Source organism: Martelella lutilitoris, from assembly GCF_005924265.1.
In the GTDB taxonomy this organism is placed as follows: Bacteria; Pseudomonadota; Alphaproteobacteria; order Rhizobiales; family Rhizobiaceae; genus Martelella; species Martelella lutilitoris.
The window spans coordinates 1-23,510 of sequence record NZ_VCLB01000014.1; the positions used below are offsets into that span (position 1 = coordinate 1).

Annotated in this window: 23 protein-coding genes; 8 read left to right on the forward strand and 15 right to left on the reverse strand. The window is 61.7% G+C overall.

Annotation, left to right across the window (positions count from 1 at the left end):
• Window positions 1-358 precede the first annotated feature (358 nt).
• Window positions 359-1,423, forward strand: a complete 1,065-nt coding sequence (locus tag FF124_RS20055) for a P1 family peptidase (RefSeq protein ID WP_187327020.1) — start codon at window positions 359-361, stop codon at window positions 1,421-1,423.
• Window positions 1,424-1,498: 75 nt separating this feature from the next.
• Here FF124_RS20055 and FF124_RS20060 read toward each other — a convergent pair whose 3' ends face one another.
• The 5 genes from FF124_RS20060 to FF124_RS20080 form a co-directional block, all read right to left on the reverse strand.
• Window positions 1,499-2,896, reverse strand: coding sequence for an efflux transporter outer membrane subunit (locus FF124_RS20060; protein WP_138750263.1), 1,398 nt, complete (start codon window positions 2,894-2,896; stop codon window positions 1,499-1,501).
• A gap of 99 nt (window positions 2,897-2,995) precedes the next feature.
• The gene (locus FF124_RS20065) at window positions 2,996-6,130 is read right to left on the reverse strand and encodes an efflux RND transporter permease subunit (RefSeq protein WP_138750264.1); all 3,135 of its coding nucleotides are present in this window, start codon (window positions 6,128-6,130) and stop codon (window positions 2,996-2,998) included.
• A 47-nt stretch (window positions 6,131-6,177) separates the two neighbouring features.
• The gene (locus FF124_RS20070) at window positions 6,178-7,416 is read right to left on the reverse strand and encodes an efflux RND transporter periplasmic adaptor subunit (RefSeq protein ID WP_138750265.1); all 1,239 of its coding nucleotides are present in this window, start codon (window positions 7,414-7,416) and stop codon (window positions 6,178-6,180) included.
• Window positions 7,417-7,570: 154 nt separating this feature from the next.
• Window positions 7,571-8,176, reverse strand: a complete 606-nt coding sequence (locus tag FF124_RS20075) for a TetR/AcrR family transcriptional regulator (protein ID WP_138750266.1) — start codon at window positions 8,174-8,176, stop codon at window positions 7,571-7,573.
• On the reverse strand, window positions 8,173-9,138 hold the full coding sequence (locus FF124_RS20080) for a phosphoribosylaminoimidazolesuccinocarboxamide synthase (protein ID WP_138750267.1): 966 nt from the start codon (window positions 9,136-9,138) through the stop codon (window positions 8,173-8,175). Before FF124_RS20080 ends, FF124_RS20075 begins: the two co-directional genes overlap by 4 nt.
• A 151-nt stretch (window positions 9,139-9,289) precedes the next feature.
• On the opposite strand from FF124_RS20080, the gene FF124_RS20085 reads away from it, so the two are divergent.
• The gene (locus FF124_RS20085; RefSeq protein WP_138750268.1) at window positions 9,290-9,940 is read left to right on the forward strand and encodes a LysE family translocator; all 651 of its coding nucleotides are present in this window, start codon (window positions 9,290-9,292) and stop codon (window positions 9,938-9,940) included.
• Window positions 9,941-10,260: 320 nt separating this feature from the next.
• On the opposite strand, the gene rlmN is transcribed toward FF124_RS20085, so the two are convergent.
• The 4 genes from rlmN to FF124_RS20105 all read right to left on the reverse strand — a co-directional run bounded on the left by rlmN (window position 10,261) and on the right by FF124_RS20105 (window position 13,200).
• Window positions 10,261-11,484 carry a dual-specificity RNA methyltransferase RlmN gene (gene rlmN / locus FF124_RS20090; RefSeq protein WP_138750269.1) on the reverse strand — a complete coding sequence of 408 codons (1,224 nt, stop codon included), beginning with the start codon at window positions 11,482-11,484 and terminating at the stop codon, window positions 10,261-10,263.
• 275 nt (window positions 11,485-11,759) lie between these two features.
• Complete coding sequence (locus tag FF124_RS20095) at window positions 11,760-12,263, reverse strand: invasion associated locus B family protein (RefSeq protein ID WP_138750270.1); 504 nt, start codon at window positions 12,261-12,263, stop codon at window positions 11,760-11,762.
• 209 nt (window positions 12,264-12,472) lie between these two features.
• On the reverse strand, window positions 12,473-12,850 hold the full coding sequence (locus tag FF124_RS20100) for a YkvA family protein (RefSeq protein ID WP_138750271.1): 378 nt from the start codon (window positions 12,848-12,850) through the stop codon (window positions 12,473-12,475).
• A 44-nt stretch (window positions 12,851-12,894) separates the two neighbouring features.
• Window positions 12,895-13,200: a 4a-hydroxytetrahydrobiopterin dehydratase gene (locus FF124_RS20105; protein ID WP_138750272.1), complete on the reverse strand. Its 306-nt coding sequence runs from the start codon at window positions 13,198-13,200 to the stop codon at window positions 12,895-12,897.
• A 56-nt stretch (window positions 13,201-13,256) separates the two neighbouring features.
• On the opposite strand from FF124_RS20105, the gene FF124_RS20110 reads away from it, so the two are divergent.
• Window positions 13,257-13,727 (forward strand): low molecular weight protein-tyrosine-phosphatase, encoded by a 471-nt coding sequence (locus tag FF124_RS20110; protein ID WP_138750273.1) that lies wholly within the window; start codon window positions 13,257-13,259, stop codon window positions 13,725-13,727.
• On the opposite strand, the gene thpR is transcribed toward FF124_RS20110, so the two are convergent.
• Window positions 13,679-14,272, reverse strand: a complete 594-nt coding sequence (gene thpR / locus FF124_RS20115) for an RNA 2',3'-cyclic phosphodiesterase (RefSeq protein WP_138750274.1) — start codon at window positions 14,270-14,272, stop codon at window positions 13,679-13,681. The two genes, FF124_RS20110 and thpR, sit on opposite strands and share 49 nt — an antisense overlap.
• Before the next feature lie 65 nt (window positions 14,273-14,337).
• The gene (locus FF124_RS20120; RefSeq protein WP_138750275.1) at window positions 14,338-14,985 is read right to left on the reverse strand and encodes an arylesterase; all 648 of its coding nucleotides are present in this window, start codon (window positions 14,983-14,985) and stop codon (window positions 14,338-14,340) included.
• Window positions 14,986-15,095: 110 nt separating this feature from the next.
• Between FF124_RS20120 and FF124_RS20125 the strand changes: the two genes are divergently transcribed.
• Complete coding sequence (locus FF124_RS20125) at window positions 15,096-15,791, forward strand: ABC transporter ATP-binding protein (RefSeq protein WP_138750276.1); 696 nt, start codon at window positions 15,096-15,098, stop codon at window positions 15,789-15,791.
• On the forward strand, window positions 15,791-18,340 hold the full coding sequence (locus FF124_RS20130) for an ABC transporter permease (RefSeq protein ID WP_138750300.1): 2,550 nt from the start codon (window positions 15,791-15,793) through the stop codon (window positions 18,338-18,340). The genes FF124_RS20125 and FF124_RS20130 overlap by 1 nt, the downstream gene beginning before the upstream one ends.
• 70 nt (window positions 18,341-18,410) lie before the next feature.
• On the opposite strand, the gene FF124_RS20135 is transcribed toward FF124_RS20130, so the two are convergent.
• On the reverse strand, window positions 18,411-18,614 hold the full coding sequence (locus FF124_RS20135) for a YqaE/Pmp3 family membrane protein (protein WP_106312048.1): 204 nt from the start codon (window positions 18,612-18,614) through the stop codon (window positions 18,411-18,413).
• Window positions 18,615-18,892: 278 nt separating this feature from the next.
• Here FF124_RS20135 and FF124_RS20140 point away from each other — a divergent pair, with 278 nt between their 5' ends.
• Both FF124_RS20140 and FF124_RS20145 read left to right on the forward strand, forming a co-directional pair.
• A complete protein-coding gene (locus FF124_RS20140; RefSeq protein ID WP_138750277.1) occupies window positions 18,893-19,669 on the forward strand; it encodes a Bax inhibitor-1/YccA family protein in 777 nt (258 codons plus the stop codon).
• Window positions 19,670-19,750: 81 nt separating this feature from the next.
• The gene (locus FF124_RS20145) at window positions 19,751-20,284 is read left to right on the forward strand and encodes a GNAT family N-acetyltransferase (RefSeq protein ID WP_138750278.1); all 534 of its coding nucleotides are present in this window, start codon (window positions 19,751-19,753) and stop codon (window positions 20,282-20,284) included.
• A 15-nt stretch (window positions 20,285-20,299) separates the two neighbouring features.
• On the opposite strand, the gene FF124_RS20150 is transcribed toward FF124_RS20145, so the two are convergent.
• Entirely contained in the window at window positions 20,300-20,695 is a 396-nt protein-coding gene (locus FF124_RS20150) for a DUF2794 domain-containing protein (protein WP_138750279.1), read from the reverse strand.
• Between the two features lie 259 nt (window positions 20,696-20,954).
• Between FF124_RS20150 and FF124_RS20155 the strand changes: the two genes are divergently transcribed.
• Window positions 20,955-22,109: a GNAT family N-acetyltransferase gene (locus tag FF124_RS20155; protein ID WP_187327021.1), complete on the forward strand. Its 1,155-nt coding sequence runs from the start codon at window positions 20,955-20,957 to the stop codon at window positions 22,107-22,109.
• A gap of 39 nt (window positions 22,110-22,148) precedes the next feature.
• On the opposite strand, the gene FF124_RS20160 is transcribed toward FF124_RS20155, so the two are convergent.
• Together FF124_RS20160 and FF124_RS20165 are read right to left on the reverse strand one after the other, a co-directional pair.
• Complete coding sequence (locus FF124_RS20160) at window positions 22,149-22,721, reverse strand: hypothetical protein (RefSeq protein WP_138750281.1); 573 nt, start codon at window positions 22,719-22,721, stop codon at window positions 22,149-22,151.
• Window positions 22,722-22,861: 140 nt separating this feature from the next.
• On the reverse strand, window positions 22,862-23,440 hold the full coding sequence (locus FF124_RS20165; protein WP_138750282.1) for a hypothetical protein: 579 nt from the start codon (window positions 23,438-23,440) through the stop codon (window positions 22,862-22,864).
• Window positions 23,441-23,510: the final 70 nt, after the last annotated feature.

Sequence of the window (23,510 nt, forward strand, 5' to 3'; positions counted from 1 at the left end):
TCAATCCAAGCAGTTTCCTAAAACGTGACCGCTTACTTAAGTCTCTTTGGTGAACAATAAAGCTCACCGACAAAGCCGCTCGCCACGTTTCTCTTTCTTCAAATATGCAATTGTCCAAATAACCGATGCTAAGATCAGCGCATCCAAATACCATTCCGCGTGCCAAAACCCTGGAGTTCAAACACGTCAATCAGCGAAGCTAATCGGCGGAAGTGAGGTCAACATGGTTGGTCGCGAGAGCGACCGTCGACCCCGTCGGTGATGCGCATATAGGGTGAAGCGCCCTTCAAAGTCAACACGCATTTTTCAAAAATCTGAAAAAATCCGGCTTCCGCCGCTTTCCCGCACCCTGACGCCGATGTTTGCTGATATCAGTAAGGCACAAGACAGGGAGGCGGACATACACAATCTCATCACCGATATTGCCGGCATAGGCGTCGGCAACGCTGACGACCGCAGGCTTGCCTCCGGCGTGACGACAATCGTTTTCGACCGGCCCGTCATCGCGTCCGGACTTTCTCTTGGCGGAGCGCCGGGCAGCCGGGACCTGCTTCTGCTCGACCCCGGCCGCACGGTCCAGACTGTCGATGCCTTCGTGCTTGCCGGCGGTTCTGCCTTCGGCCTTGATGCCGCCGGCGGCGTTCAGTCCGGGCTGAGGGCCGATGGTCGCGGACTGGCGCTCGGGCCTGCCCGCATTCCGATCGTGCCAGGGGCAATCCTGATGGACTTGCTGAATGGCGGAGACAAGGATTGGGGCCTGCACGCCCCATACCGCGACCTTGGCTACGAGGCCTACCGGGCGGCGCGGCCCGGCGCCTTCGCCCTCGGCACGGTCGGCGCGGGGACCGGCGCGACAACCGTCAACCTCAAGGGCGGGCTCGGATCGGCGAGCTCTGAAACCGCTGCAGGCTTCCGGGTCGGCGCGCTTGTCGCCGTCAACGCCATGGGCAGCGTCACAGTCGGCGACAGCCCGCATTTCTGGGCCTCAGCGCTGGAGGATGCAGCAGAATTCGGCGGGTTGGGACTGCCGAGGCCCGTCTCGCGCGACGCATTGTCGCTTGCCATCAAAGGTGGAACAACCACGGCGACAACAATCGGCGTGATCGCCACGGATGCCACGCTCACCAAGCAGCAGGCCTATCGCCTGTCGATCATGGCTCATGACGGCTTTGCCCGCGCAATCCATCCGGCCCATCTTCCCTTTGACGGCGACACGGTGCTTTCCGCGGCGACGGGCGAAAAGCCGTCGCCCGATGACCTCGCCTTTGCCGAGATTTGCCTTGAGGCGATGCGGACCATGGCGCGGGCGATCGCGCGCGGGGTCTATGAAGCTGAAACGCTCCCGCAAAGGGGAGCGTTGCCAAGCTGGAAGGACAGATTTGCGAAAGGTCAAAGCATTTCGCAGTCAGATGGAAACCTCTGACGTCCGCGAAAATGCCTCAAAACAAATAGATAGAGCGATTGCGCGTTTCCAGGAAAGGCAGAACCGCTCTAGATCTTACTGCGCCGCATAACCACCGCCGATCGCGACATTGAGCGCGACGAAATCGCCCGCCTGCTGCGCGATCGCATCGGCAAGGCTCGCCTCGGCGTCGGACACGGCACGCTGGGCGTCAAGCACGTCGAGCAGCGAAGTCGCGCCGTCGCGGTAGCTCGAGGTCGACAGTGCGAGCGCATCGCGATAGGAAGCGACCGTCGCACGCAGGGCAGACACCGTTCGCCCGTCGCGGGTGACAACAGCGAGCGCCGTCTCGACTTCCTGCACGGCGTTGAGCACGGTCTGCTTCCAGGCGAGATAGGCCTGACGGGCCTGGGATTCGGAACTTGAAACATTGGCGCGCAGCGCGCCGCCGTCGAAAATCGGCAGGCTGAGGGTCGGGCCGAAGGACCAGGACGTCTGGCCGGCATTGCCGAGGGAATTGGCGGAAACGCTGGCCTGCAGCGTGCCGTTCAGCGAGATCATCGGATAGAGCTGGGCCTCGGCGACCCCGATCGCGGCTGTCGCGGCGGCAAGATTGCGCTCGGCTTCGCGAATATCCGGCCTGTTGCGGATCAGGTCCGCCGGAACGCCGGAGGCAAGACGCGCATGGGTGACCGGGATGGGCTTCACCTTGTTCATCTGGTCGATCAGGGTGGCCGCCGGCAGGCCCATCAGCGTCGACAGCGCGTAGACCTGCTGACGATAGGCGGCCTCGAGCTGCGGAATTGTGGAAAGCTGCGCGTTCACCAGACCTTCCGACTGAACGACATCAAGCCTCGAAGCCGCACCGGCATCCAGCTGGAACTGGGTCAGGCGCAGCGTCTCGCGTCGGCTCTTCAGGTTGGAGCGCGCGATCGCCAGGCGTTCCTGATAGAGCCGGGCATTGATGTAGGAGTCAATCAGGCTGGAAATCAGCGTCAGCTTGGCGACGTCGGCGCTCGCATAGGCGGCGTCCAACTGGGCCATGGCCGCCTCGCCGGCGCGCTGATAGAGACCGAAGAGGTCGAGAACCCAGGAGACCGGCACGGAACCGCCGAAAGTGTTGGAGGTCTTGCGCGCCTGCGCGGATGCGCCGTCGCCGCCTGCGCCAGCACCCGTGTCATAGGCCTGAAGGTTGACCTGCGGGAAGGCGCCAGCCGTCGAGGTGACGACATTGGCTTCCGCCTGAACGATCGCCTCCAGCGCCTGCAGCACAGACAGGTTCTGGGCCATGCCGGCTTCGACGTAGGAATTCAGCAGCGGGTCGTTGAAGCTCTTCCACCAGGCGACGTCGGTGACGTCGCCGACGCTCTGGCTGCTGCCTTCGGAGAATTTGTCCGGCAAGGCCGTTTCCGGCGCCACGTAATCCGGGCCGACGGCACAGCCGGCCAGAAGCAGCAACAATAGCGGGACGGGGGTAACGCGGCTCAACACCATGGTCTCAATCCTGTCATCTCGGCATGCCCGAACCCGGGCCGCCTACCCTTACTCTTTTAGACGCCGGCACGAGGCCGGCGCAATATTGTTAATTTTCTTTTAAACGATCTGTTGCTCTTCTGCCGATTTGTCTTCCTTCTTGCCGATGCCCATGACGCGGCAAACGGCGACGAAGAAGGACGGCACGAAGAAGATGCCCAGGGTCGTTGCGGCAATCATCCCGAAGAACACCGCGGTACCGATGGCGTTCTGGGCCGCGGAACCGGCGCCCGTGGCGCGCACCAGCGGAAGAACGCCAAGGATAAAGGCCAGCGATGTCATGATGATCGGCCGGAGCCGCATCCTAGCAGCATGAACCGCCGCGTCGAACAGGGAGTCGCCCTTCTCGCTCTGCTCGCGGGCAAACTCCACGATCAGGATCGCATTTTTCGCCGCAAGCCCCATTGTCGTCAACAGACCCACCTTGAAGTAGATGTCGTTGTCCTGACCGAGGAAATGCGCGCCCATGACAGCGCCGAGAATACCGACCGGCACCGCGAGGATGACCGAGAACGGAATAGCCCAGCTTTCATACAACGCGGCAAGGCAGAGGAAGACGAACACGATCGAAACGGCGTAGAGATAGGCCGCCTCATCGCCCGAGATCACTTCCTGCAGCGACATGTTGGTCCAGGCGACCGAGAAACCACCCGGCGTCTGGTTCACGAGATCGACCAATTGGTCCATCGCCTGTCCCGAGCTCGCGTCCGCGGTCGTCTCGCCCTGGATGTCGACCGCCGTGTTGCCGTTATAATGGGCGATCGTCGGCGCGCCGGTCGTCCAGGTGATATCTGTGAAGGCGGAGAACGGGACCATATCGCCCCTGCTGTTCTTCGCGTACCACTGATAAATGTCCTCGGGCTGCATGCGGTAGGGCGCATCGCCCTGAACATAGACCTGCTTGACCTTGTCGCTCAGGGTGAAGTTGTTGATGAAGGAACCGGCATAGATGGTCGACAGCATGCTGGTCGCCTGGGCGATGCTTACGCCGTAGGCGCCGGCTTTCTGTCCATCGATGTTCAGCATCATCTGCGTTTCGTCGCCCAGCGTGTCGGTGCGGACCTGCGCGGCAATGCCGCCTTGATTCATCTGCTGGATGATCCGGTTGGTATTGGTCAGCGTCGCAGTCTGCCCCTGGCCGCCGGTATCGACCACATAACCCGTCCAACCGGTCGAGTTGCCAAGGCCGGGGATGGCGGGCGGCGAGACCACATAAACCTGCGCATCGCGCACATGGGTGTAAAAATAGCCATTGGCGCGCTGTGCAAGCGCCTGCGCCGATTGAGACGGCTTGGTGCGATCCTCGAACGGCTTCATTTGCACGAAGCTCAGGCCGTAATTCTCACCCTGCCCGGCAAACGAGAAACCAAGAACGGCGAATACCGCCTCGACCGAATCAGATTCCTGATCGCGGAAGTAGCTCGTGACCACGTCGGAAACCGCCGACGTTCGCTCCGTCGTCGCGCCTGTCGGCAGGTTGATCAGCACGAACAGCGAGCCCTGGTCCTCATCCGGGAGGAAGGATTCGGGAAGCTTCATGAAGTAGTGATAGACGCCGAAGAGAACGACCGCGAAAACGGCGAACACGACAACAGGCCACTTCAAGAGAACGCTCACCGTATTGGTATAACCATGCGTCAATCCGTTGAAACCGCGATTGAACATGCCGGAAATGCCGCGATCCTTCTTGGTCGGATCGACCGGCTTGAGGATCGTCGCGCACAGCGCTGGCGTGAAAACCATGGCCACGAAGACCGAAAGGATCATGGCCGCCACGATGGTGACGGAAAACTGGCGGTAGATGATGCCGGTGGAGCCGCCGATGAACGCCATCGGAATGAACACGGCCGTCAGCACGATCACGATACCGACAAGCGCGCCCTGAATCTCGCCCATCGAATGAATCGTCGCTTCCTTGGGAGGCAGCCCGTCCTCATGCATGATTCGTTCGACGTTCTCGACCACGACGATGGCATCGTCGACGAGAAGACCGATGGCCAGCACCATGGCGAACATGGTTAGGGTATTGATCGAGAAACCCGCAAACGCCAGCACCCCGAAGGCGCCGAGCAGCACGACCGGCACCACGAGCGTCGCGATCAACGTCGCCCTGAGGTTCTGCAGGAAGATCAGCAGCACCAGGAAGACAAGCACGATCGCTTCGATAAGCGTGTGGACAACCTGCTCGATCGAGAGCTCCACGAACGGTGTCGTGTCATACGGATAGATCACATCGACGCCATCGGGCAGAGACGGCTTCACGGAATTCATGAAGTCGATTACCCGTTTGGACGTGTCGATCGCATTCGCGCCGTTGGCAAGCTCAACCGCGAAACCCGCTGCTGCCTGACCATTGAAATAGCTTGAGAACTGATAGTAGCGCTGACCAAGCTCGACCCTGCCGACATCGGAGATCGTGACCGTCGCCCCGTTTTCCGTCGTCTTCAGAATGATGTTCTCGAACTGCGGCGCGGTCTGCAACTGACTTGACGAAACAACCGTCAGATTGAGCTGCTGGCCGTCTGACGCAGGTTCGCTGCCGAGATCACCCGCGGCAACCTGATTGTTCTGCGCCTCGATCGCGTTGATGACGTCATTGGAGGTCAGCTTGTACTGGTTCAGCTTGAACGGATCGAGCCAGATGCGCATGGCATAGGGCGTGTAGAAGCCCTGAATGCTGCCCACGCCATCGATACGAGCAACGTTGTCGTTAATCTGGCTGTCGATCATGTTGCCGAGGTCGGCAGCGCTATACTGGCCGGTTTTGTCGGTCAACGCCACGACCATAAGGAAGCTCGCCGAAGAACGCGCCACGGTGATGCCGAGGCTTTGGACGATCTGCGGCAGCTGTGGCTGGACAAGCTGCAGCTTGTTTTGCACCTCGACCTGCGCGATCTCGGGATCGATCGACGGTCCGAAGATGACCTGGATCTGCGAGAAGCCGGGACTCGAGGTCGACGTCAGATAGAGCATATCATCGAAGCCGGTCAGCCCGTCCTCGATCACATTGGTCACAGTCGTTTCCACCGTTCGCGCACTCGCGCCCGGGAAACTTGCCGTGATCGAAACCGTGGTCGGGGCGATCTGCGGATACTGCGAGATTGGCAGCGTCGCGACCCCAAGACCGCCGATTAGCATGATCACGATAGCGACCACCCAGGCGAATACAGGCCGATTGATGAAGAAATTAGACATTAAGCATTCCTCGAGCGCGTGGTCGTGTCAGTTGAGTGCCCATACGCTCAGCCATTGCTGCCTGAAGCCTTGGTCGCATCGGACGAACTGCCCGAGGCATCGCCGTTGGATCCGGATGAAGACGTATCGTCGACAACAACGCCCTTGTCGTTGATCTTGGCAGGAACCGGCGTTACTTCGCTTACGCCGCCTGCAAGCCTCTGAAATCCATCCACGATCAGGCGATCACCGTCGGAAATGCCTTTGCTCACAATCCAGGAATTGTTGGAAACCTGAACTTGGTCGAACACGCGGGTCTCGACCTTGTTGTCCTTGGTCACGAACTGCGCCGTCACCTTGCCGCCGGGCTCGATCTGGGCCGCAAGCTGCGGAATCAGATAGCCGTTCTCCTCGGTGATGAGCAGGGTTGCACGCACGAACATGCCGGGAAGCAGCACATGGTCAGGATTGTCGAAGACGGCACGCAGATTGACCGTACCGGTCGATTCGTCAACCGTGCGGGCTGACACGTCAAGATTGCCGGTCACATCATAGGTGCTGCCGTCATCCAGCTGAACCGTCACTTTCACCTTGGAAAGATCGGTCTCCGTTTTGAAATCGGCATATTTGCCCGTCGCGGCGAGCACCTGACCGGCTGACTCGTACATGTCGACATAAATCGGATCGAGCTGATTGAGCTCGACGAGCGGCGACTGCGCCGAAGGGGAGGCGATATTGCCGACCGAAACGTTGGAAACACCGAGAACGCCAGCGAACGGCGCCGTGATTTCGGCATGATTGAGGTTGATTTGCGCGGACTTCACGGCGGCCTCGGCAGCGGTAACCTCGGCCAGCGCCGTGTCGTAGCGGGTCTTGGCGTCGGTGACCTGTATTTCGGTCGCCCCGGTGTTCACGATCCGCTGATACCGTTCGTAATTTTCCTTGGCGCCGGGAACCGCGGCATTGGCTTTCTCGAGATTGGCCTGCGCGGCGGCAAGAGAGGCCTGGTAGGTGTCCTTCTCGATGACGTAGAGCAGATCGCCCTCGTTGACGAGAGCACCGTCCTTGAACGCCTTCTCGGTGATGAGACCCGACACCTGCGGACGAATCTCCGCAAACTGATACGCAACAGCCCGGGCCGGCAGGGTTGTCGTCACCGGAACAGTCTGCTCCTTCATCGTAATGACGCCAACCTGGGGCGGCGGCATCTGCATGCCGCCCTGTTGTTTCTTACCATCATCACTGCAAGCGCTAAGCGCCATTGCAAGAACACTAAGAGCGGCAATTGGAAGCTTGCGCGACAGCATGGGCACCTATCCAGAATAGAAAATCAATCAATGGCCACTTTCTTAACACAATCCCGACAGCGCAGAAACTTAATATCTCGCGTATCGGCAATTGCGGCAGAAGTTCACCACAACGCACAAAACGAATCTCCTTGGTGACGTATCGTAGATAACGTCACTTTACAACGCGGTTTTTTAAACCGCCGTCGACAAGGGCGACGATCAGCTGCGTTTTGTCAGCCAGTGTTGCGGGATCGGCACATGCGATCATGCGGGGATTCAAAACGCAGCTCAGCATGTCGACGATGGCGGCGGCATCGCGTGCGGGATCGCCCGGACCGTAAATCCCCTCCTCCATGCCCTCGGCGATCAGCGAGCACAGTTTTTCCTCGACGAGCCGGCGATAGATGCGGCCGCCCTTGGCCGGATCCTCCAGCACCAGCGGGATCATCTCGAACAGGTACTGGTTCTCGCGCTTGTCGCGCACATGTTCGCGCGAAAGCCTCGACAGGAAGGTTGTCAGCCGCCGGTCCGGAGGGTCTGAAAGGTCCTCGATCGAGCAGCGTTCGGCAAGGTGGCGGGCATGACGATAGGCGATGGCCCGTCCCAGCGTCAGCTTGCTGCGGAAATGCTTGAAGACATTGGCCGGCGACATGCCGAGTTCGCCGGCAATATCGGCAATCGAGACCGCGGCATAGCCGCGCGCGCGAAACAGCCGTTCTGCCGTTTCGAGGATGGCCTCGCGTGTTTCCTCCGCCGATCGCCGCGGTCTGCGCATCACACCTCTCCCCACTCGGCCTCCGGATAATAGGCCGCGAGATTGGCGCGCACCCGGTCCTTGACGCTTGCGCCGCTTTCATCCGGGGCGAACGGCGTTCCCGTGATCATTTCGAAGGCCCGGGCATAGACGCCGGACGCCGCCTCGATCACATCGCGCGGGATCTCGGGGATCGGGTCCGAATAGGGATCGCAGCGCTCGACCACCCAGGAGCGGATGAAATCCTTGTCGAAGCTTTCCGGCCGCTCGCCGGCCGCAAAACGCGCCTTATAGCTGCCGGCCATCCAGTAGCGGCTCGAATCGGGCGTATGGATCTCGTCGGCGAGCAAAAGATTGCCGTCGGCATCGATGCCGAATTCGTATTTCGTGTCGGCAAGGATCAGCCCCTGGCGCGCAGCCATTTCCTGGCCGCGGGCAAAAAGCGCCAGCGCCTTTTCGCAGACCTCCTCCCAACGCGCCTTCGTCAGCAGGCCGCGTTCGATGATCTCGTCTGCCGTCAGCGGCTCATCATGACCGCCGTCAAAGGCCTTGCTTGTCGGCGTGATGATCGCTTCCGGCAATACTTCGTTGTCGCGCATCCCGTCCGGAAAGTCGAAGCCATAGAGCCTGCGATCGCCGCGCTTGTAGCGGGTCAGTACGGACGTGTCGGTGGTGCCGGCGAGATAGCCGCGCACGATGATTTCGACCGGCAGGATTTCAAGTCTCTTGCCGACGACGACATTCGGGTCCGGATAGGCGACGACATGGTTGTCGGCGATATCGGCGGTCGCGTCGAACCAGAAACGCGCGATCTGCGTCAGGATCGCGCCCTTGTGCGGAATGGAGGCCAGAACCCGGTCGAAGGCGCTGATTCGGTCGGTGGTGATGATGATCCGGCGCCCGTCCGGCAGGTCGTAGTTCTCCCTCACCTTGCCGCGATAATAATTCGGCAGTTCCGGGAAAAAGGCTTCATCGAGAATGCGCAAGAAAATCGTCCTTCAGTCCTGTCGGCGGCCCCTAGACCTCACTGCGGAATGTTGCCAAACCGCTCCGCTCTCATTACAGATTGTTAACCTTATCGGCAATCATCTTGAACGGTGAACGCGTCGCCGGCGTTCCAGGTTTCGACGGTTTCTCATGGATTTCATCCCCTCGCTCCCCGTGCTTCTCGCCTTTTCGGCGGCAACCCTGCTTCTGGCGCTGACCCCCGGCCCCGACATGACGCTGTCGATCAACAAGGCGCTGAAGGAGGGCCGGGCGGCAGGCCTTGCCGTGCTGATCGGCACCAATCTCGGCCTCTGCGTCCACACAATGCTGGTCGCCTTCGGCGTTTCCGCCCTGATCGTCGCCTCGCCGACGGCCTTCATGATCCTGAAGACAGGGGGCGCTGCCTATCTGTTCTGGATCGCGGTGATGGCGATCCGCAAGGGCAGCAATTTCGTGCTCGAAGCGGAAGCGAGAACCGAGCGCAGGCGCGGCCGCGTGCGGACGGCAATCGCAAGCGGATTCTGGGTCAATCTCTTGAACCCGAAAGTCATCATCTTTTTCATGACATTCCTGCCGCAGTTTGTGGAAGCCGGAGATCCGCACGTCACCGGAAAGCTGATCTTCCTCGGCTTCACCTTCATCGCCGTGGCGCTTCTGCCGACGGTCGCCATCGTCGTCGCCGCCGACCGTCTCTCCGGCTGGCTGATGGCCCACAAACGCGTGCTGCGCGCCATCGATTACCTGTTTGCAGGCGTGTTTTCGCTGTTTGCGGTGAAGATCCTGCTGACGCAGGGGCGGTGAATCAAAATCGACAGCCATGAAGGCACAAGACTTTGACAGGCGGTTTGTGGCAGGCGAGGAGTTGAGCGACGCTATCGACTGGCCGCGGGCTCGGAAGCCGAGCGCGCGGCCCGAGCACGACGGCGCCTCACCGCACAGCCCTCAAAACTTCCCGCCCCGGAGGGGAGAGATGTCGCGAAAGCGACAGTGAGGAAGGAGTCTGTTCCCGCGAACGCCGTCAAGATTTGAGATGCCGCGCCACCCTCACTGCCCCTGTCGGGGCATCTCTCCCGCAAGCGCGAAAGAGTGTTGGGAGCAAGCGGCAAACGCAGCGCCTCTCCTCAATCCCCGTGATTGGCGATCATCATCGCTTCATAGGCCAGACGTTCGGTCTTGCGCATGCGCTCCGATTCCGACTTGAGCTGGCCGCAGGCGGCGAGAATGTCGCGGCCGCGGGGGGTACGGATCGGCGAGGCGTAGCCGGCCTGATTGATGAAATCGGCGAAGCGCTCGATCGTCTCCCAGTCGGAACACTGATAGTTCGACCCCGGCCATGGGTTGAACGGGATCAGATTGATCTTGGCCGGCACGCCCTTCAACAGCTTCACCAGATCGCGCGCGTCCTCCAGACTGTCATTGACGTCCTTCAGCATCACATATTCAAACGTGATCCGGCGCGCGTTCGAGAGCCCCGGATAATCCCGACAGGCCTTGATCAGCTCTTCCAGCGGATACTTCTTGTTGATCGGCACCAGGATGTTGCGCAGGTCATCGCGCACCGCATGCAGAGAAATGGCCAGCATGCAGCCGATCTCGTCGCCGGTGCGGTAGATCTCCGGCACCACGCCGGAGGTCGACAGCGTGATGCGGCGCTTCGACAGCGACAACCCGTCTTCGGCGGAGGCGATCAGCAGCGCCTTCTTGACGGCCTCGAAATTGTAGAGCGGCTCGCCCATGCCCATCATCACGATATTGGTGACCTTGCGGTCGGACTCGGGAATGAAGGCGCCGTTCGGCGCGTCGCGGTTCGGGAAATCGCCGAGCGCGTCACGGGCGACGAGAAGCTGTGCGAGAATTTCCTCGGGCCTGAGATTGCGCACCAGGCGCTGCGTGCCGGTGTGACAGAAGGAACAGGTGAGCGTGCAGCCGACCTGGCTCGAAATGCAAAGCGTCCCGCGATCTTCCTCGGGAATATAGACCGTCTCGATTTCCACCGGACGGCCGGCGCCGTGCGCGGGAAAACGCATCAGCCATTTGCGCGTGCCATCGGTCGACATTTGCTCGGTGACGATCTCCGGGCGGGCAATATCGAAGGCCTCGGCCATCTTCGCCCGCAGGTCCTTCGCCATATTGGTCATCTCGGAAAAATCGGAGACGCCGCGCACATAGAGCCAGTTCCAGACCTGGTTGACGCGCATGCGGATCTGCTTGTCCGGCACGCCGATCGAAGACAGCGCCTCGGCCATTTCCGGCTTGGAGAGACCGATCAGCGGGCTCTTTTCCGCCTGCCTCGGGCGGGGCTTGGCGCGCTGAGCGTCAAGATCGATGGTTTCGACAGCGGACATTGTCGGGCTCCCGTAAAAACGCCGATTGCGGGTTATCGACGCATCTGCGCCGGGCCTTCATCCCGACAGCGCGCCACCCGCGAAAGATTAAAGGGGTTTGCTTTCAAGCTTCATCAGGCGCCGCACAAAAAAGGCGCGCCTGAGCATCTTCCGCGAGCCTATATCACGCCCGTCGCCCGTCGTCATCCCTTTCGCCACATGGCTCACCCGTACGCACTGCAGGGCCGGACGCAAGAAACCCGGCCGAAGCCGGGTCCTCGAAGCGCTGCTGCGGCCTACTTGCAGGCGCTGATCTTGTCGAGCGCGGCGGTGATGCCGATCAGCGAATAGGTGTGCGTGGTGTTGGTGCCGCGCGCAGACGTGGCCTTCACCTCCATGGTCCGGCCCGCCTTCATGGCCGCGACCAGCGCCGGTTCCTGCGCGGCATTCTCCAGCCAACCGCCCTGGCCCTTGTGGTACATCGGGAAGCTCTTGCCGTCGACGATGACATCGATGGTCGAGCCTTCGCGCAGATTGTAGCCCATCATGGCCTGCGGCTCGAGCGTGACGTTCTGGCCCGGATATTTGGTGACGACGAAGAAGTTGTCGCCATGGTCGACATTCGCCGGTTCCTTCTTGGCCGGAACCGAAAGGACATAGCAGACCTTGCCGGCATCGGAATTGTAGGAATAGGCGACCCAGGCGTCGAATTTCTGGATGGGCGTCGGCGTCTGCGCGGAAGCGATCGAGGCGCCGGTGAACAGAATGACCAGTACGAGGACGATTTTTCTTGCAAACATAAGATCCTGCCGATTTTCTCTGCTGCCGCCGGCCCCTGCCCTGTCAAAAAGCGGCAAGGCCGATACGTTTCGAATTCGTTCAATTCAATACGCATTCGAGGTTACCAAAACCTCAACATGACGTGGATTTTAGCGAAGGCCGGAAGCCTGGATGATGGTGCAACGACACATGCCGCCAATCAGGGCAAGATTGCGGCATGACCTGAAACTTAGTCGGTATCCAGCGTCGTCAGCGCCCGGTCCGCCCGGTCATAATGCTCTATTCTCATATTTCTGCGGATCATCGTCAACGCCGTGGTCAGCACGGCAAGATCGTCGGTAAAGCCGACAAACAGGAAGATGTCCGGAATGAGATCGGCCGGCATGATGAAATAGGCGAGCGCCGAATAGAGCACCACGCGGGCGCCAAGCGGCGTGTCGCGGTCCGTCGCGCAGTAATAGGCGGCCACGGCATCGCGAGCAAAGGGAATATGAGCGGCCGTCCTGCGCAGTTTCGCCCAGAATCCCTCGCGCACCGTGCGTTCGTTTTCAGCCTTTGTTTCCTCGTCGCCGGGTTCGAGGATGTCTCCATATTTGATGTCGCTCATGAATGGCTCCTTCGCCCCGGAATATAGGACGGCGCGACCTCGGTTCAAATGCCGAAACGGCTTGCCGCCCTGTCCATGATGCCGGCCATCTCGATGTCGCGGGCGCTGATTCCGCCGGAGGAATGCGTGGTCAGCGAAACGCCGACGCGGTTATAGACATTGCTCCATTCGGGATGGTGGTCAAGGCGTTCGGCGGCCAGCGCGCATTCGCTCATGAAGGCAAAGGCCTCGCGGAAATCGGTAAATCTGAAATCACGGGAGATCGCGGTGTCGTCTTCGCTGATCGCCCAGTTCCCAACCGATTGCATGGCCGTCCGCAGCGCTTCAGGTTCCAGTCGCGCATCATTCATGGCATTGTCTCCCCGATCATCGAAACTCCGATCCTCCAGACAATTGCGTAAACATCATGGCACAACCGGAAAAACGCTCAATCCTCTTCGTCTGCAGCGGCAATATCTGCCGTTCACCGCTCGCCGAAGGCGTGTTCACGCATCTTGCCGAGCAGGCCGGGCGCGACAACGAATTCAGCGCCGATTCCGCCGGCATCGGCAACTGGCACGAAGGCGAACTCCCCGACCCGCGCTCGCGCGCAACGGCCAGGCGCCATGGTTTCGACATCTCAGGCCAGCGCGCGCGGCAGATCAGACCTGTCGACTTCAGCCGGTTTTCGATCATTCTCGGCATGGACAGCGGCAACATGACCGCGCTGAAACGGCTTGCCAGCAACAGCGCCGCCACCGAAGTCGCATTGTTTTCGGAATATACGCTCGGCGAGCGCCGGGACGTACCGGACCCCTATTACGGCGGCGAAGACGGTTTCGAGACCGTCTACCACATGCTCTTGGCCGGCTGCCAGTCGCTCATGTCGAAGCTGTAGTCCTCGCTCGGATCATAAAGATCGAAGGCCTCTTCCACCTGGTAGGGACCGCCGCCGACGGAATCGCGCGACGACATCAGCACGAAGCGCGGTACCGTGAAGGGCAGCGTCTGGAAATTGCCGCGGGCGGAAAGATACTCCACCACGTCCTGCACCTTCGATCCGCGAAGCCGCGCCAGCGTCACATGCGGGGTAAACTTGCGCGGGTCGGCTCTGAGCCCCAGCCGCTGGCAGATACGGTCAATCTCGCCCTGGAGCGCAAAAAGCTCGGGCGCGGGCGAGACGCCGGCCCAGATTGCATGTGGCTTCTTGCTGCCGAAGGCGCCGGTTCCGGTCAGGCTCAACTGGAAGGAAGGACGCTCGATCCGGTCGAGCCAGTGCACGACCTCGTCGGCTGTGCGGAAGTCGACATCGCCGATGAACCGCAGGGTGATGTGATAATTCTCCACATCGATCCAGCGGGCCCCGGGCAGGCCGCCGCGCAACAGCGAAAGACTTAACGCCTGTTCGCGCGGGATTTCGAGGGCAGTGAAAATTCTCGGCATGGCGAGCTCCCCGAATCTGCTAGTCACCCCTCCAGCGAATCATCTAAGCCATGTTGACGCAAGCGTTAATTTGCTTGTCCCCCGATAGTGTCGACGAAGGCCTCGACCGCAGAAAGCGTCTTTTCCACCATCACCTCGACGCCTTTGGCGTTAGGATGCATGCCGTCTGAGAGCTGCAGATCGGCATTGGCGGCGACGCCATCGAGAAAGAACGGATAGAGCGGAACGCCGTATTGTTCGGCAAGCGCTTCGTAGATCGGATTGAAGGCGTCCGCATAGTCCGCGCCCATATTTGGCGGCGCCATCATCCCCATCAGCATCACGGGAATATCGCGGCCCTGGAGGCTCTCGATGATGGCGGCGAGGTTCTCCTTCGCCTTTTGCGGCGCGACGCCGCGCAGCGCGTCATTGGCGCCGAGTTCGAGGATCACCCCGTCCGTGCCGTCGGGCACCGACCAGTTGACCCGCGCCAGGCCGCCGCTCGTCGTATCGCCGGAAACGCCGGCATTGGCGACGGCGACCTGATAGCCGGCCTCGGTCAAGGCCGCTTCAAGCTGTGCCGGATAATCTTCAGCGGGGCCAAGCTCGTAGCCGGCGACCAGGCTATCACCCAGCACCACGAGATTGACCGGTTCACGCGCTTTTGATGGCAAGGCAGCCACAAGCGCCGCCAGAAACGCAAAAACAATCGGCACCGTCGCTTTCAATCGCATCATCTCGCTCCTAAATCCTTTTCATGCCCGTTTGCCGGTCCATCCGGCGTCAGGGCCCGTATTGTCTATATGTGTTTGCCCCGCCCGAAATTTCAAAGCAGGACTGTTCCTTGTCTGAAAATCTGATCACGCTCGACAATGCCCACCTCACCCTCGGCAAGGGTTCGGCCGCCGTCCACGTGCTGAAGGGCATGTCCGTTGACATTGGCCGCGGCGAATCCGTCGGCATTCTCGGTCCGTCGGGTTCGGGCAAATCGACGCTGCTGATGGTGATCGCGGGGCTCGAACGGCTCGACAGCGGCGAGATCACGATAGACGGTACGGCGCTTTCCGCCCTTTCGGAAGATGCGCTGGCAGCTTTTCGCGGCGAAAACATCGGCATCGTCTTCCAGTCCTTTCACCTGATCGCCAACATGACGGCGCTCGAAAACACCGCCATTCCGCTGGAGCTTGCCGGCCGCGCCGATGCCTTTGAGCGCGCCCGCGCGGCACTTGAGAGCGTCGGCCTCGGCCACCGGATGACACATTATCCGGGCCAGCTTTCCGGCGGCGAACAGCAGCGCGTGGCAATCGCCCGCGCGCTCGCCCCCGAACCATCCGTACTGATCGCCGACGAGCCGACCGGCAATCTCGACGGCGACACCGGCGCACAGATCGCCGACCTTCTGTTCGACCGCCAGCGCGACAGCGGCACGACGCTGGTGCTCGTCACCCACGACCCGTCACTGGCCGCGCGCTGTGACAGGCAGGTCCATGTCCGCTCCGGTGAAATCGTCGATCACGAGAACACCGGGGCAGCCGAGTGATGCAGGCAAACCGGATAAACCTTTCGCTCGCCATGAAATTTGCGCTGCGCGAAATGCGCGGCGGGCTTTCCGGCTTCTACATCTTCCTCGCCTGCATCGCACTGGGCGTTGCCGCGATCGCCGCCGTCAATTCGGTCTCTGACGCCGTCAATGCGGGCATTGCCGAACGCGGCCGCGAGATCCTTGCCGCCGATATCCGCTTCGAGCGCGACAACGAACCGCTCACGGGCGACGAACTCGCCTATGTCGAAGACCTCGGCACGATGTCGCAGTCGGTGACGATGCGCTCGATGACGCGGCTCCCCGACGGTTCCGACCAGTCTCTGGCGGAGGTGAAGGCCGTCGACGGTCTTTATCCGCTCTATGGCAGCGTGATTTCCGATCCTGCGATGCCGCTTGAAGATGCGCTGTCGGAAAGCGGGGACGGCCGCTTCGGCGTGCTCGTCGCGCCGCTTCTCTCCGACCGGCTCGGCCTCGCCGCCGGCGACACCTTGCTGCTCGGCAATGCGGAACTCCGGGTCTCAGGCACGCTCGAACAGGAGCCTGATTCGCTTTCGGAGGGCTTTGCCTTCGCGCCGCGCATCCTGATTTCCCGCGATGCACTTGGGGCATCCGGCCTCGTCCAGCTTGGAAGCCTCGCCGAATATGCCTACCGCGTCCGCCTGCCGGCCTCCTCACCGGATCCGAATGCGGTCAAGACAGCCGCCGAGGAGGCTTTCCCCGATGCCGGCTGGTCGGTGCGGATCAGCGATCGCGCCGCGCCGTCCTTGAGCGAAAATGTCGACCGCCTCTCGGAATTCCTGACGCTTGTCGGGCTTGCGACGCTGATTACCGGCGGCGTCGGCATCGCCAATGCGGTCAGCGCCTATCTGGAGAGCCGCAGGCGCGCGATTGCGGCCTTCAAATGCCTTGGCGCGCCGGCCAATATGGTCGTCGCGATCTATTTCCTGCAGATCATGCTGGTGGCGCTGATTGGCATTGCGGCCGGCCTCGTCTTCGGCGCGGTGATCCCGCTGATCGCGCTGCCGCTCCTCTCCTCGCTGCTCGAAATCGCCATCCCCGCAGCCGTCTTCCCGCTGGCGCTTTTGATCGCCGCGCTGTTCGGCCTTCTGACCGCGATCGCCTTCGCCATCCTGCCGCTGGCTGCCGCCCGCAACGTGCCGGCAACCGCGCTTCTGCGCGAACATGGCTTTGACGAGGGCGGACGGCCGGCATGGCCCTTTGTGGCGGCAGCAGCCATAGCGCTTGCCGCGCTGGCGGCGCTCGCCATCTTCACGGCGGACGAGCGTTTCGTTGCAAGCGTGTTTCTCGCCTCCGTCGCCGGCGCCTTTCTTGTGCTGCGGCTGGTCGCGATCGCCATCAAGTGGCTGGCCCGCCGTGCGCCGCATCCGCGCGCGCCTTCGTTACGCCTTGCCATCGGCAACATCCATCGCCCCGGCGCGCTCACCGGTTCGGTCGTGCTGTCGCTCGGCCTCGGGCTGACGCTGCTGGTGGCGCTGGCGCTGATCGACGGCAATCTGAACCGCGAGCTTTCCCGCACGCTTCCCGAACGCGCTCCCGACTTCTTCTTCGTCGACATTCAGGGCAGCGAGGTCGACGGGTTCCGTGATCTGATCAGCGAAGAGGCGCCCGAGGGCGAGCTTTCTCTGGTGCCCATGCTGCGCGGCCGCATCATGGCGCTGAACGACACAAGGGCTTCGGAGTGGGAAGCTCCGCCCGAAGCGCGCTGGGTGCTGCGCGGCGACCGCGGCATCACCTATGACGCGGACCTGCCGGAAAATTCGACGCTGGCCGAAGGCGAATGGTGGCCTGAGGACTATAGCGGCGAGCCGCTCGTCTCCTTTGCCGCCGAGGAAGGCCGGGAGCTTGGGCTGAAGCTCGGCGACACAGTAACCGTCAGCGTGCTCGGACGCGAGATCACCGCGCGGATCGCAAGCTTACGCTCGGTCGAGTGGGAATCGCTGTCGATCAATTTCGTCATGGTGTTTTCTCCCAACACCTTTGCCGGCGCGCCGCATGCCTGGCTGGCGACGCTGACCAATCCGGACGGCAATACGGAAAAGAACGCCGAAATCCTCGGCGCTGTGACCCGGACCTTCCCGACCGTCACCACGATCGAGGTCCGGGCAGCACTTGAGATCGCCGGCGAGCTCGTCGGCCAGCTTGCCACCGCCATCAGGGCGGCAGCCGCCATTGCGCTGATCGCCTCGGTCATGGTTTTGGCGGGTGCGCTTGCCGCCGGAAACCGCCGGCGCGGCCATGACGCGGTGATCATGAAGACGCTCGGCGCAACGCGCCCGGCATTGATCCGCGCCTTCGTCTATGAATATCTCATCCTCGGCGCGATGACTGGCCTTTTTGCCCTTGTCGCGGGATCGGCGGCGGCCTGGTACGCACTGACCCAGATCATGATGCTGCCCTTCGCGCTTCTGCCTTCGGTCGCGCTCGCGACCGTCTGCGGCGCGATCCTCGTCACCGTCGCCATCGGGCTTTTCGGCACCTGGCACCTCCTGGGTCAGAAACCCGCGCTCTACCTGCGCGAACTTTGAGGCCACAAAACTAAGCCGGCTGGGGGCACCCCTGCCGGCTGTCTGAAATCCTCTGGGATCGCTTGCGCGACTATCTGTCGCGCCGCAGCGTTTCCATCAGTTCCTCGTTGCGGCGGTCGGCGAAATAGTTCTGCACCGCGAACAGCGCCCAGAGTGCGGCGACCGGCCAGCCGATGAGCGTGAGCTGCAGGATCAGGCAGATGATGCCGGAAATCGGCTTGCCGATGGTGAAGAAGGAAAGCCAGGGCAGAATGACGGCGATGAAATAGCGCATGGGAGATATCCTCTCTTTCAGACTGTCCCGCGTGTCAAAGCCGGACGATTTCCTGCTAGATGGGGCGGTCCTTGTCCGTTTTTCAGGTCTGACGGGACGTTTCTTACGAAAATTTGAGAAAGCGCCGTCGCTTTTCATTCCTGAACGCCTTGTATCCCATTGCCGTTCCTATCATATTGAGATCAGGCTTGCTGGAGCCCCCCAGCGGCGCCTGGGTTCTGCGCATGCCGCATTTTCCCGACACCGTGATCAACGAGGGGCTTTTTAAGAGGAAATTGATGGCTGATCTTCGTAACTATCAGAACCGCGCGCAGGCGGGAGCGCACGCGAGTGCTGAAATCGATCAGGGTCTGCGCGCCTATATGCTGCGCATCTACAATCTCATGGCGCTTGGCCTGGTGATCACCGGCGTGATGGCCTTCGGCCTGAGCTCGCTCGCCACCACCACCGATCAGGCAGCCGCCGTCGCGCAACTGCCGAACGGCATCCTGCTGACGAGCGTCGGCGCCGCCGTCTACGGCTCGCCGCTGAAGTGGCTGGTCATGTTCGCGCCGCTGATCGCGTTCTTCTTCCTGGCCTTCAGGGTCAACAAGATGAGCGTGAGCGCCGCGCAAACCTCGTTCTGGGTCTATGCCGCGCTCACCGGCCTGTCGCTGTCGTCGATCTTCATCATGTACACGACGGCGAGCATCGTACAGACCTTCTTCATCACCGCGGCCTCGTTCGGCGCGCTGTCGCTTTATGGCTACACCACCAAGCGCGACCTGTCGGCCATGGGCTCCTTCATGGTGATCGGCCTGTTCGGCATCCTGATCGCCATGGTGGTCAACATCTTCCTGCAGTCGAGCGCGCTGTCCTTCGCCGTTTCGGTGATCGGCGTTCTGGTCTTTGCCGGCCTGACCGCCTGGGACACGCAGAAGCTCAAGGAAATGTACTATGAGGGCGACGGTCATGAAGTCGCCGGTCGCAAGGCTGTCATGGGCGCTCTGACGCTCTACCTCGACTTCATCAACATGTTCCTGTTCCTGCTGCGCCTGATGGGCAACCGGAACTGATTGAACGGAAAACGATCCGATCAAGGCGGCCTGCGGGCCGCCTTTTTCATGACCTGAACCAGCAAGAACCGCACTGTCATCATGTCCGTCACGATCCGCCCCGCCACCGCAGAAGACATCAACGCCATCACCGAAATCTACGCCGAGAGCGTTTTGAACGGCGTCGCCAGCTATGAGCTCGAGCCGCCGACCCGCGCCGAGATGACCTCGCGCATGGAAACGATCGCGGCCGGCGGCTTTCCCTATCTCGCTGCCGTCGAGAACGGCGCGCTGCTTGGCTATGCCTATGCCAGCGCTTTCCGCACCCGTCCGGCCTATCGTTGGCTTGTCGAGAATTCGGTCTATCTGGCGCCCCCGGCGCGCGGCCGCGGCATCGGCAGGCTGCTGCTCCTGCATCTGGTGGAGGAATGCGAAGCCCGCGGCTTCCGCCAGATGGTCGCCGTCATCGGCGGCGCGAGCCCGGCCTCGATCGCGCTTCACAGAGCCTGCGGCTTCGCCGATGCCGGCAGGCTGACAGGCACCGGGTTCAAACATGGCCGCTGGCTGGATACGGTGTTCATGCAGCGTCCGCTCGGCGCGGGCAATACCACCGACCCGCTGCCTCTGTCGCTCTGATACCGTAGCTTCCGCCTATTTTTCGACGAGCTTCAGCTTGCGGTCGAAGACCTTGAGCACCTGGCGCAGGTCGTGGCCGCGTTTCAGCACCATGCCATGGGTATTGGTGACGCTGAAGGCGCCCTGTTTCGACGCCAGCTTGGGGTTCTTCTCGATTCTGAACAGCGGCATTTCCCCGGACCGCTTGAACACGGAAAAGACCGCCTTGTCCTTCATGTGGTCGAGGGCGTAGTCGCGCCACTCGCCCTCGCCGACCATCCGTCCGTAAACCCAGAGGATTGCGTCGAGTTCGCGCCGGTGAAAGGTCACGGGCAGCGGCTCGGCCTTCTGCCCCGGCCTGAACTGGGAAAGCTCGACGACATTGTTGTCGTCGGCACCGTCCCTGCGTTGCGTATCCGGCTTTTGCGCCATGCTTTCCCGCCTCGCATGCGTGATGACATTTTGAAGACAGTCTGCCCGCTTCAGCCAGAATTGCAAGAGCCGTGCGGAACCCGCTCCACCGGTGCGGACCAATAATTTGTTAACCCAGACGGCTTATCACTTTGCCAAGGGTTCTCGATCAGTAGTGCGTATCCATGTGTTCAGTCCGCAAAAGACCGCTCGCCTCCGGCGCGTTTGAATGGCGCCCGGCAGCCGCACGCCGCCACGGCGGGCGAAAGGCGGCGCGCCGATGAGCATCATCCGCAAGGACCTCGGCCCCAGACCGCCTGCCCGGCTGAAATCGAAACTCTCGGTCGTGCGCCCCGGCAAGGCCGTTGCCGACCTTCGCCTGGAGCTGAGAAGCGGCGGCGAGTTTTCCATCTTTTCCGAAGCCCCGGACGATCTCGAGCCGTCCATCGATCGCCTCGCCAACCAGGCCATCGAAGCCAACCCGTTCCAGTCGGCCGCCTTCATCATGACTGCGCTTGGGCGAAACGACGCGCATCAGCGCCTCGCGCTCATCGAGGACACGGCGTCGGAAGCGGGATCGCTTGCAGCGCTCATGGGCTTTGCGGTGACCGATCGCGGCTCGCACATGGTCGCGGCGACGGCCGATGGCGGCTACCATGCGCCGCTGATCGCGCGCCATCGACCGATGGCAACCATCGACCAGCTGTTCGAGGCGCTTGCCGGCTCGCTGGCCAATCTTCCGGGCATCATTGCCTTTCCGGCGCTTCTGGCCGATGGCGCCTTCATGCGTTCCGCCCGCGCCGTGGCCGCTGCCCGCGGCCTTGCATTCCGCGTTGCCGGCGCCTTTCGCGGCCGCGCCCTATCGGGCAGGATCGAACCCACAGGCGCGCTTTCACAGGGAGAACGCGATGCCTGGCAGGACAATCTCGGCAAGTGGGAGACGCTGCGTAAGAAGGGCCGGGTTACATATCACGTCGCCCGCAACCCTCGCGAAATATCAGAGACGCTCGAGGATCTTTCGCTTTTGTGCGACACGCCCGAAAACGCCAACCGGTTCTCGGCCTTCGTACCGGTGGCCAGGCTTCTTTCCGAACAGGACCGGCTCAGAATTCATACGCTCTATCTTGGCGAACTGCTGATCGCGGCGGCCATTCAGCCGGTTCATCTGGGCGCGGCCTGGGTCTGGAAGGTGCTGGTGCGCCCCGACATGGAAGAGCTTGCCGTGGACGAACAGCTGATGATGCGGCTGACGGAGTTCAATCTTGGCGACGCCAATATCGCCGTCACCCGGGTTGCGCCCGGCACCGGCCCGTTTCTTGCCGAGCGGTTCTGGCCAGGCGAAGACGGCTATGCCAGCCTGCTCGTGGCGCTGCGTCCCGGCATGGAACGCGCGCTCGACAGCGTTGCAGCGTCATATGAAGAGAAAAGCGCCTGAGGGCGCTGGTTCAGACGTCTCGAGATCGCGATCTACCCCTCACGAGCAGGGTTTCAGCCGCGATTCCTCGGGACGGTTCATCAGCGCGAAAATGTCGATGTCTTGGAGCAGCGGGTGGAACCCCTCCTCCGTGCCGGCCTCGATCAGAACGTCGAGCGGCACGGCCGGCGCGACCATCGGTCCGTTCCAGCAGGTTGCATCGAGATCGACGGAGAAGCCCGGCTTGGCGCCGCCGGCCTCGCGGGCGGCAGCCATCTCCTGCTGCTGATCCCTGAGCGCCAGCGCATCGGCCGGCGACAGACGAAGCACGGTCAGCGTCTGTCCGGGCTTGCGGAATTCGGCCACGGCTGCGGCTTCCGCATCGGCATCCGCCGCCATCAGCGTATAATCCCGGCTGATCTCGCCGGCGCCGGATTTCTGGTAGACCGTCAACACGATCTCGTTCTTCGGCAAGCGGAATTCCTCCGGCGCCAGCACCGCGATCCTGAGCGAGGCCGGATTGGCCGCGATCGGCGACGGGATCGTCGGCTTGCTGCCCGGCAGGAAATTCAGGGAGCAGGCGGACAGAAGAACAAGACCGGAAGCAGCCATGAGCGTTTTGAAATCAGGCATGATCGGAAGCGTCGCAAATATGGTTAATAATTATTCATGCTATCGGAGATAGCTTAAGGCCAAGTAAAGACAAAGCGAGGTCCGTTCGCCCGCCGACCTCCTTCGAAAAGACCTCGCTACACACCGCCGCCCGCCCCCTTTCAGCAGTCGGGCAATCCATCTCCGCCGCGGCTTTGCAGCAACCTTCCGATGTTGGCGCCCCGCATCAGGTCGATCGGCGGCTGACCGGGTTGAAGGGTGAGCGTGACATCGACGGTCATGCCGGAAAGATCCGCGCCGCCCATAATACAGTGCGCTGTGAAAGACACCGAGAGCGCGCCCTTGCCGTCGACGCCTTCCTGCTTGTCAGTCCGGATCCGGGCGAGAAGTGCGCCCATGCGCGCAGCATCCTCCGGCGCGAGCACGAGAGCGACCGTGTTCTGCATCTTGCCGCCTCGGCGGGATGCCGCAGCCGGCGTCCGGCGCGCCACCCTCAGACCCGCCTCTTCCTCCAGGCGTTCCTGGCCCGGCACGTCCCATCGCAGCGCAAGCGCCAGATCATTGTCATCGACCGGCAGCGCCGCCGGCTTTGTCAATTCGATGACGAGCGTGCCTGGGTCGGCGTCGAGCGGCGAGGCTGCCTCAAGCGCATCCGGCGCAACCCCGCCAATTGTCGAACAGCCCGCAGGCAACACCAGACCCGCGAAAAGGCACGAGCAAATGAAAAATAAACGAACCATGACAAAACCTCGATTGACATCTATTTTTTATTGTTCTACGATAATTTTATATCGCAAAACAAGAGGCAAT

Excerpts from the sequence above, each read along its gene's own strand:
- FF124_RS20155 (WP_187327021.1), top strand. The coding sequence starts at position 20,955 with ATGAGCATCATCCGCAAGGACCTCGGCCCCAGACCGCCTGCCCGGCTG.
- FF124_RS20070 (WP_138750265.1), bottom strand. The coding sequence starts at position 7,416 with ATGCTGTCGCGCAAGCTTCCAATTGCCGCTCTTAGTGTTCTTGCAATG.
- FF124_RS20055 (WP_187327020.1), top strand. The coding sequence starts at position 359 with ATGTTTGCTGATATCAGTAAGGCACAAGACAGGGAGGCGGACATACAC.
- FF124_RS20100 (WP_138750271.1), bottom strand. The coding sequence starts at position 12,850 with ATGAGCGACATCAAATATGGAGACATCCTCGAACCCGGCGACGAGGAA.
- FF124_RS20130 (WP_138750300.1), top strand. The coding sequence starts at position 15,791 with ATGCAGGCAAACCGGATAAACCTTTCGCTCGCCATGAAATTTGCGCTG.
- FF124_RS20085 (WP_138750268.1), top strand. The coding sequence starts at position 9,290 with ATGGATTTCATCCCCTCGCTCCCCGTGCTTCTCGCCTTTTCGGCGGCA.
- FF124_RS20060 (WP_138750263.1), bottom strand. The coding sequence starts at position 2,896 with ATGGTGTTGAGCCGCGTTACCCCCGTCCCGCTATTGTTGCTGCTTCTG.
- FF124_RS20105 (WP_138750272.1), bottom strand. The coding sequence starts at position 13,200 with ATGAATGATGCGCGACTGGAACCTGAAGCGCTGCGGACGGCCATGCAA.
- FF124_RS20160 (WP_138750281.1), bottom strand. The coding sequence starts at position 22,721 with ATGCCTGATTTCAAAACGCTCATGGCTGCTTCCGGTCTTGTTCTTCTG.
- FF124_RS20120 (WP_138750275.1), bottom strand. The coding sequence starts at position 14,985 with ATGCGATTGAAAGCGACGGTGCCGATTGTTTTTGCGTTTCTGGCGGCG.
- thpR (WP_138750274.1), bottom strand. The coding sequence starts at position 14,272 with ATGCCGAGAATTTTCACTGCCCTCGAAATCCCGCGCGAACAGGCGTTA.
- FF124_RS20150 (WP_138750279.1), bottom strand. The coding sequence starts at position 20,695 with ATGGCGCAAAAGCCGGATACGCAACGCAGGGACGGTGCCGACGACAAC.
- FF124_RS20140 (WP_138750277.1), top strand. The coding sequence starts at position 18,893 with ATGGCTGATCTTCGTAACTATCAGAACCGCGCGCAGGCGGGAGCGCAC.
- FF124_RS20110 (WP_138750273.1), top strand. The coding sequence starts at position 13,257 with ATGGCACAACCGGAAAAACGCTCAATCCTCTTCGTCTGCAGCGGCAAT.
- FF124_RS20145 (WP_138750278.1), top strand. The coding sequence starts at position 19,751 with ATGTCCGTCACGATCCGCCCCGCCACCGCAGAAGACATCAACGCCATC.
- FF124_RS20095 (WP_138750270.1), bottom strand. The coding sequence starts at position 12,263 with ATGTTTGCAAGAAAAATCGTCCTCGTACTGGTCATTCTGTTCACCGGC.
- FF124_RS20135 (WP_106312048.1), bottom strand. The coding sequence starts at position 18,614 with ATGCGCTATTTCATCGCCGTCATTCTGCCCTGGCTTTCCTTCTTCACC.
- FF124_RS20165 (WP_138750282.1), bottom strand. The coding sequence starts at position 23,440 with ATGGTTCGTTTATTTTTCATTTGCTCGTGCCTTTTCGCGGGTCTGGTG.
- rlmN (WP_138750269.1), bottom strand. The coding sequence starts at position 11,484 with ATGTCCGCTGTCGAAACCATCGATCTTGACGCTCAGCGCGCCAAGCCC.
- FF124_RS20065 (WP_138750264.1), bottom strand. The coding sequence starts at position 6,130 with ATGTCTAATTTCTTCATCAATCGGCCTGTATTCGCCTGGGTGGTCGCT.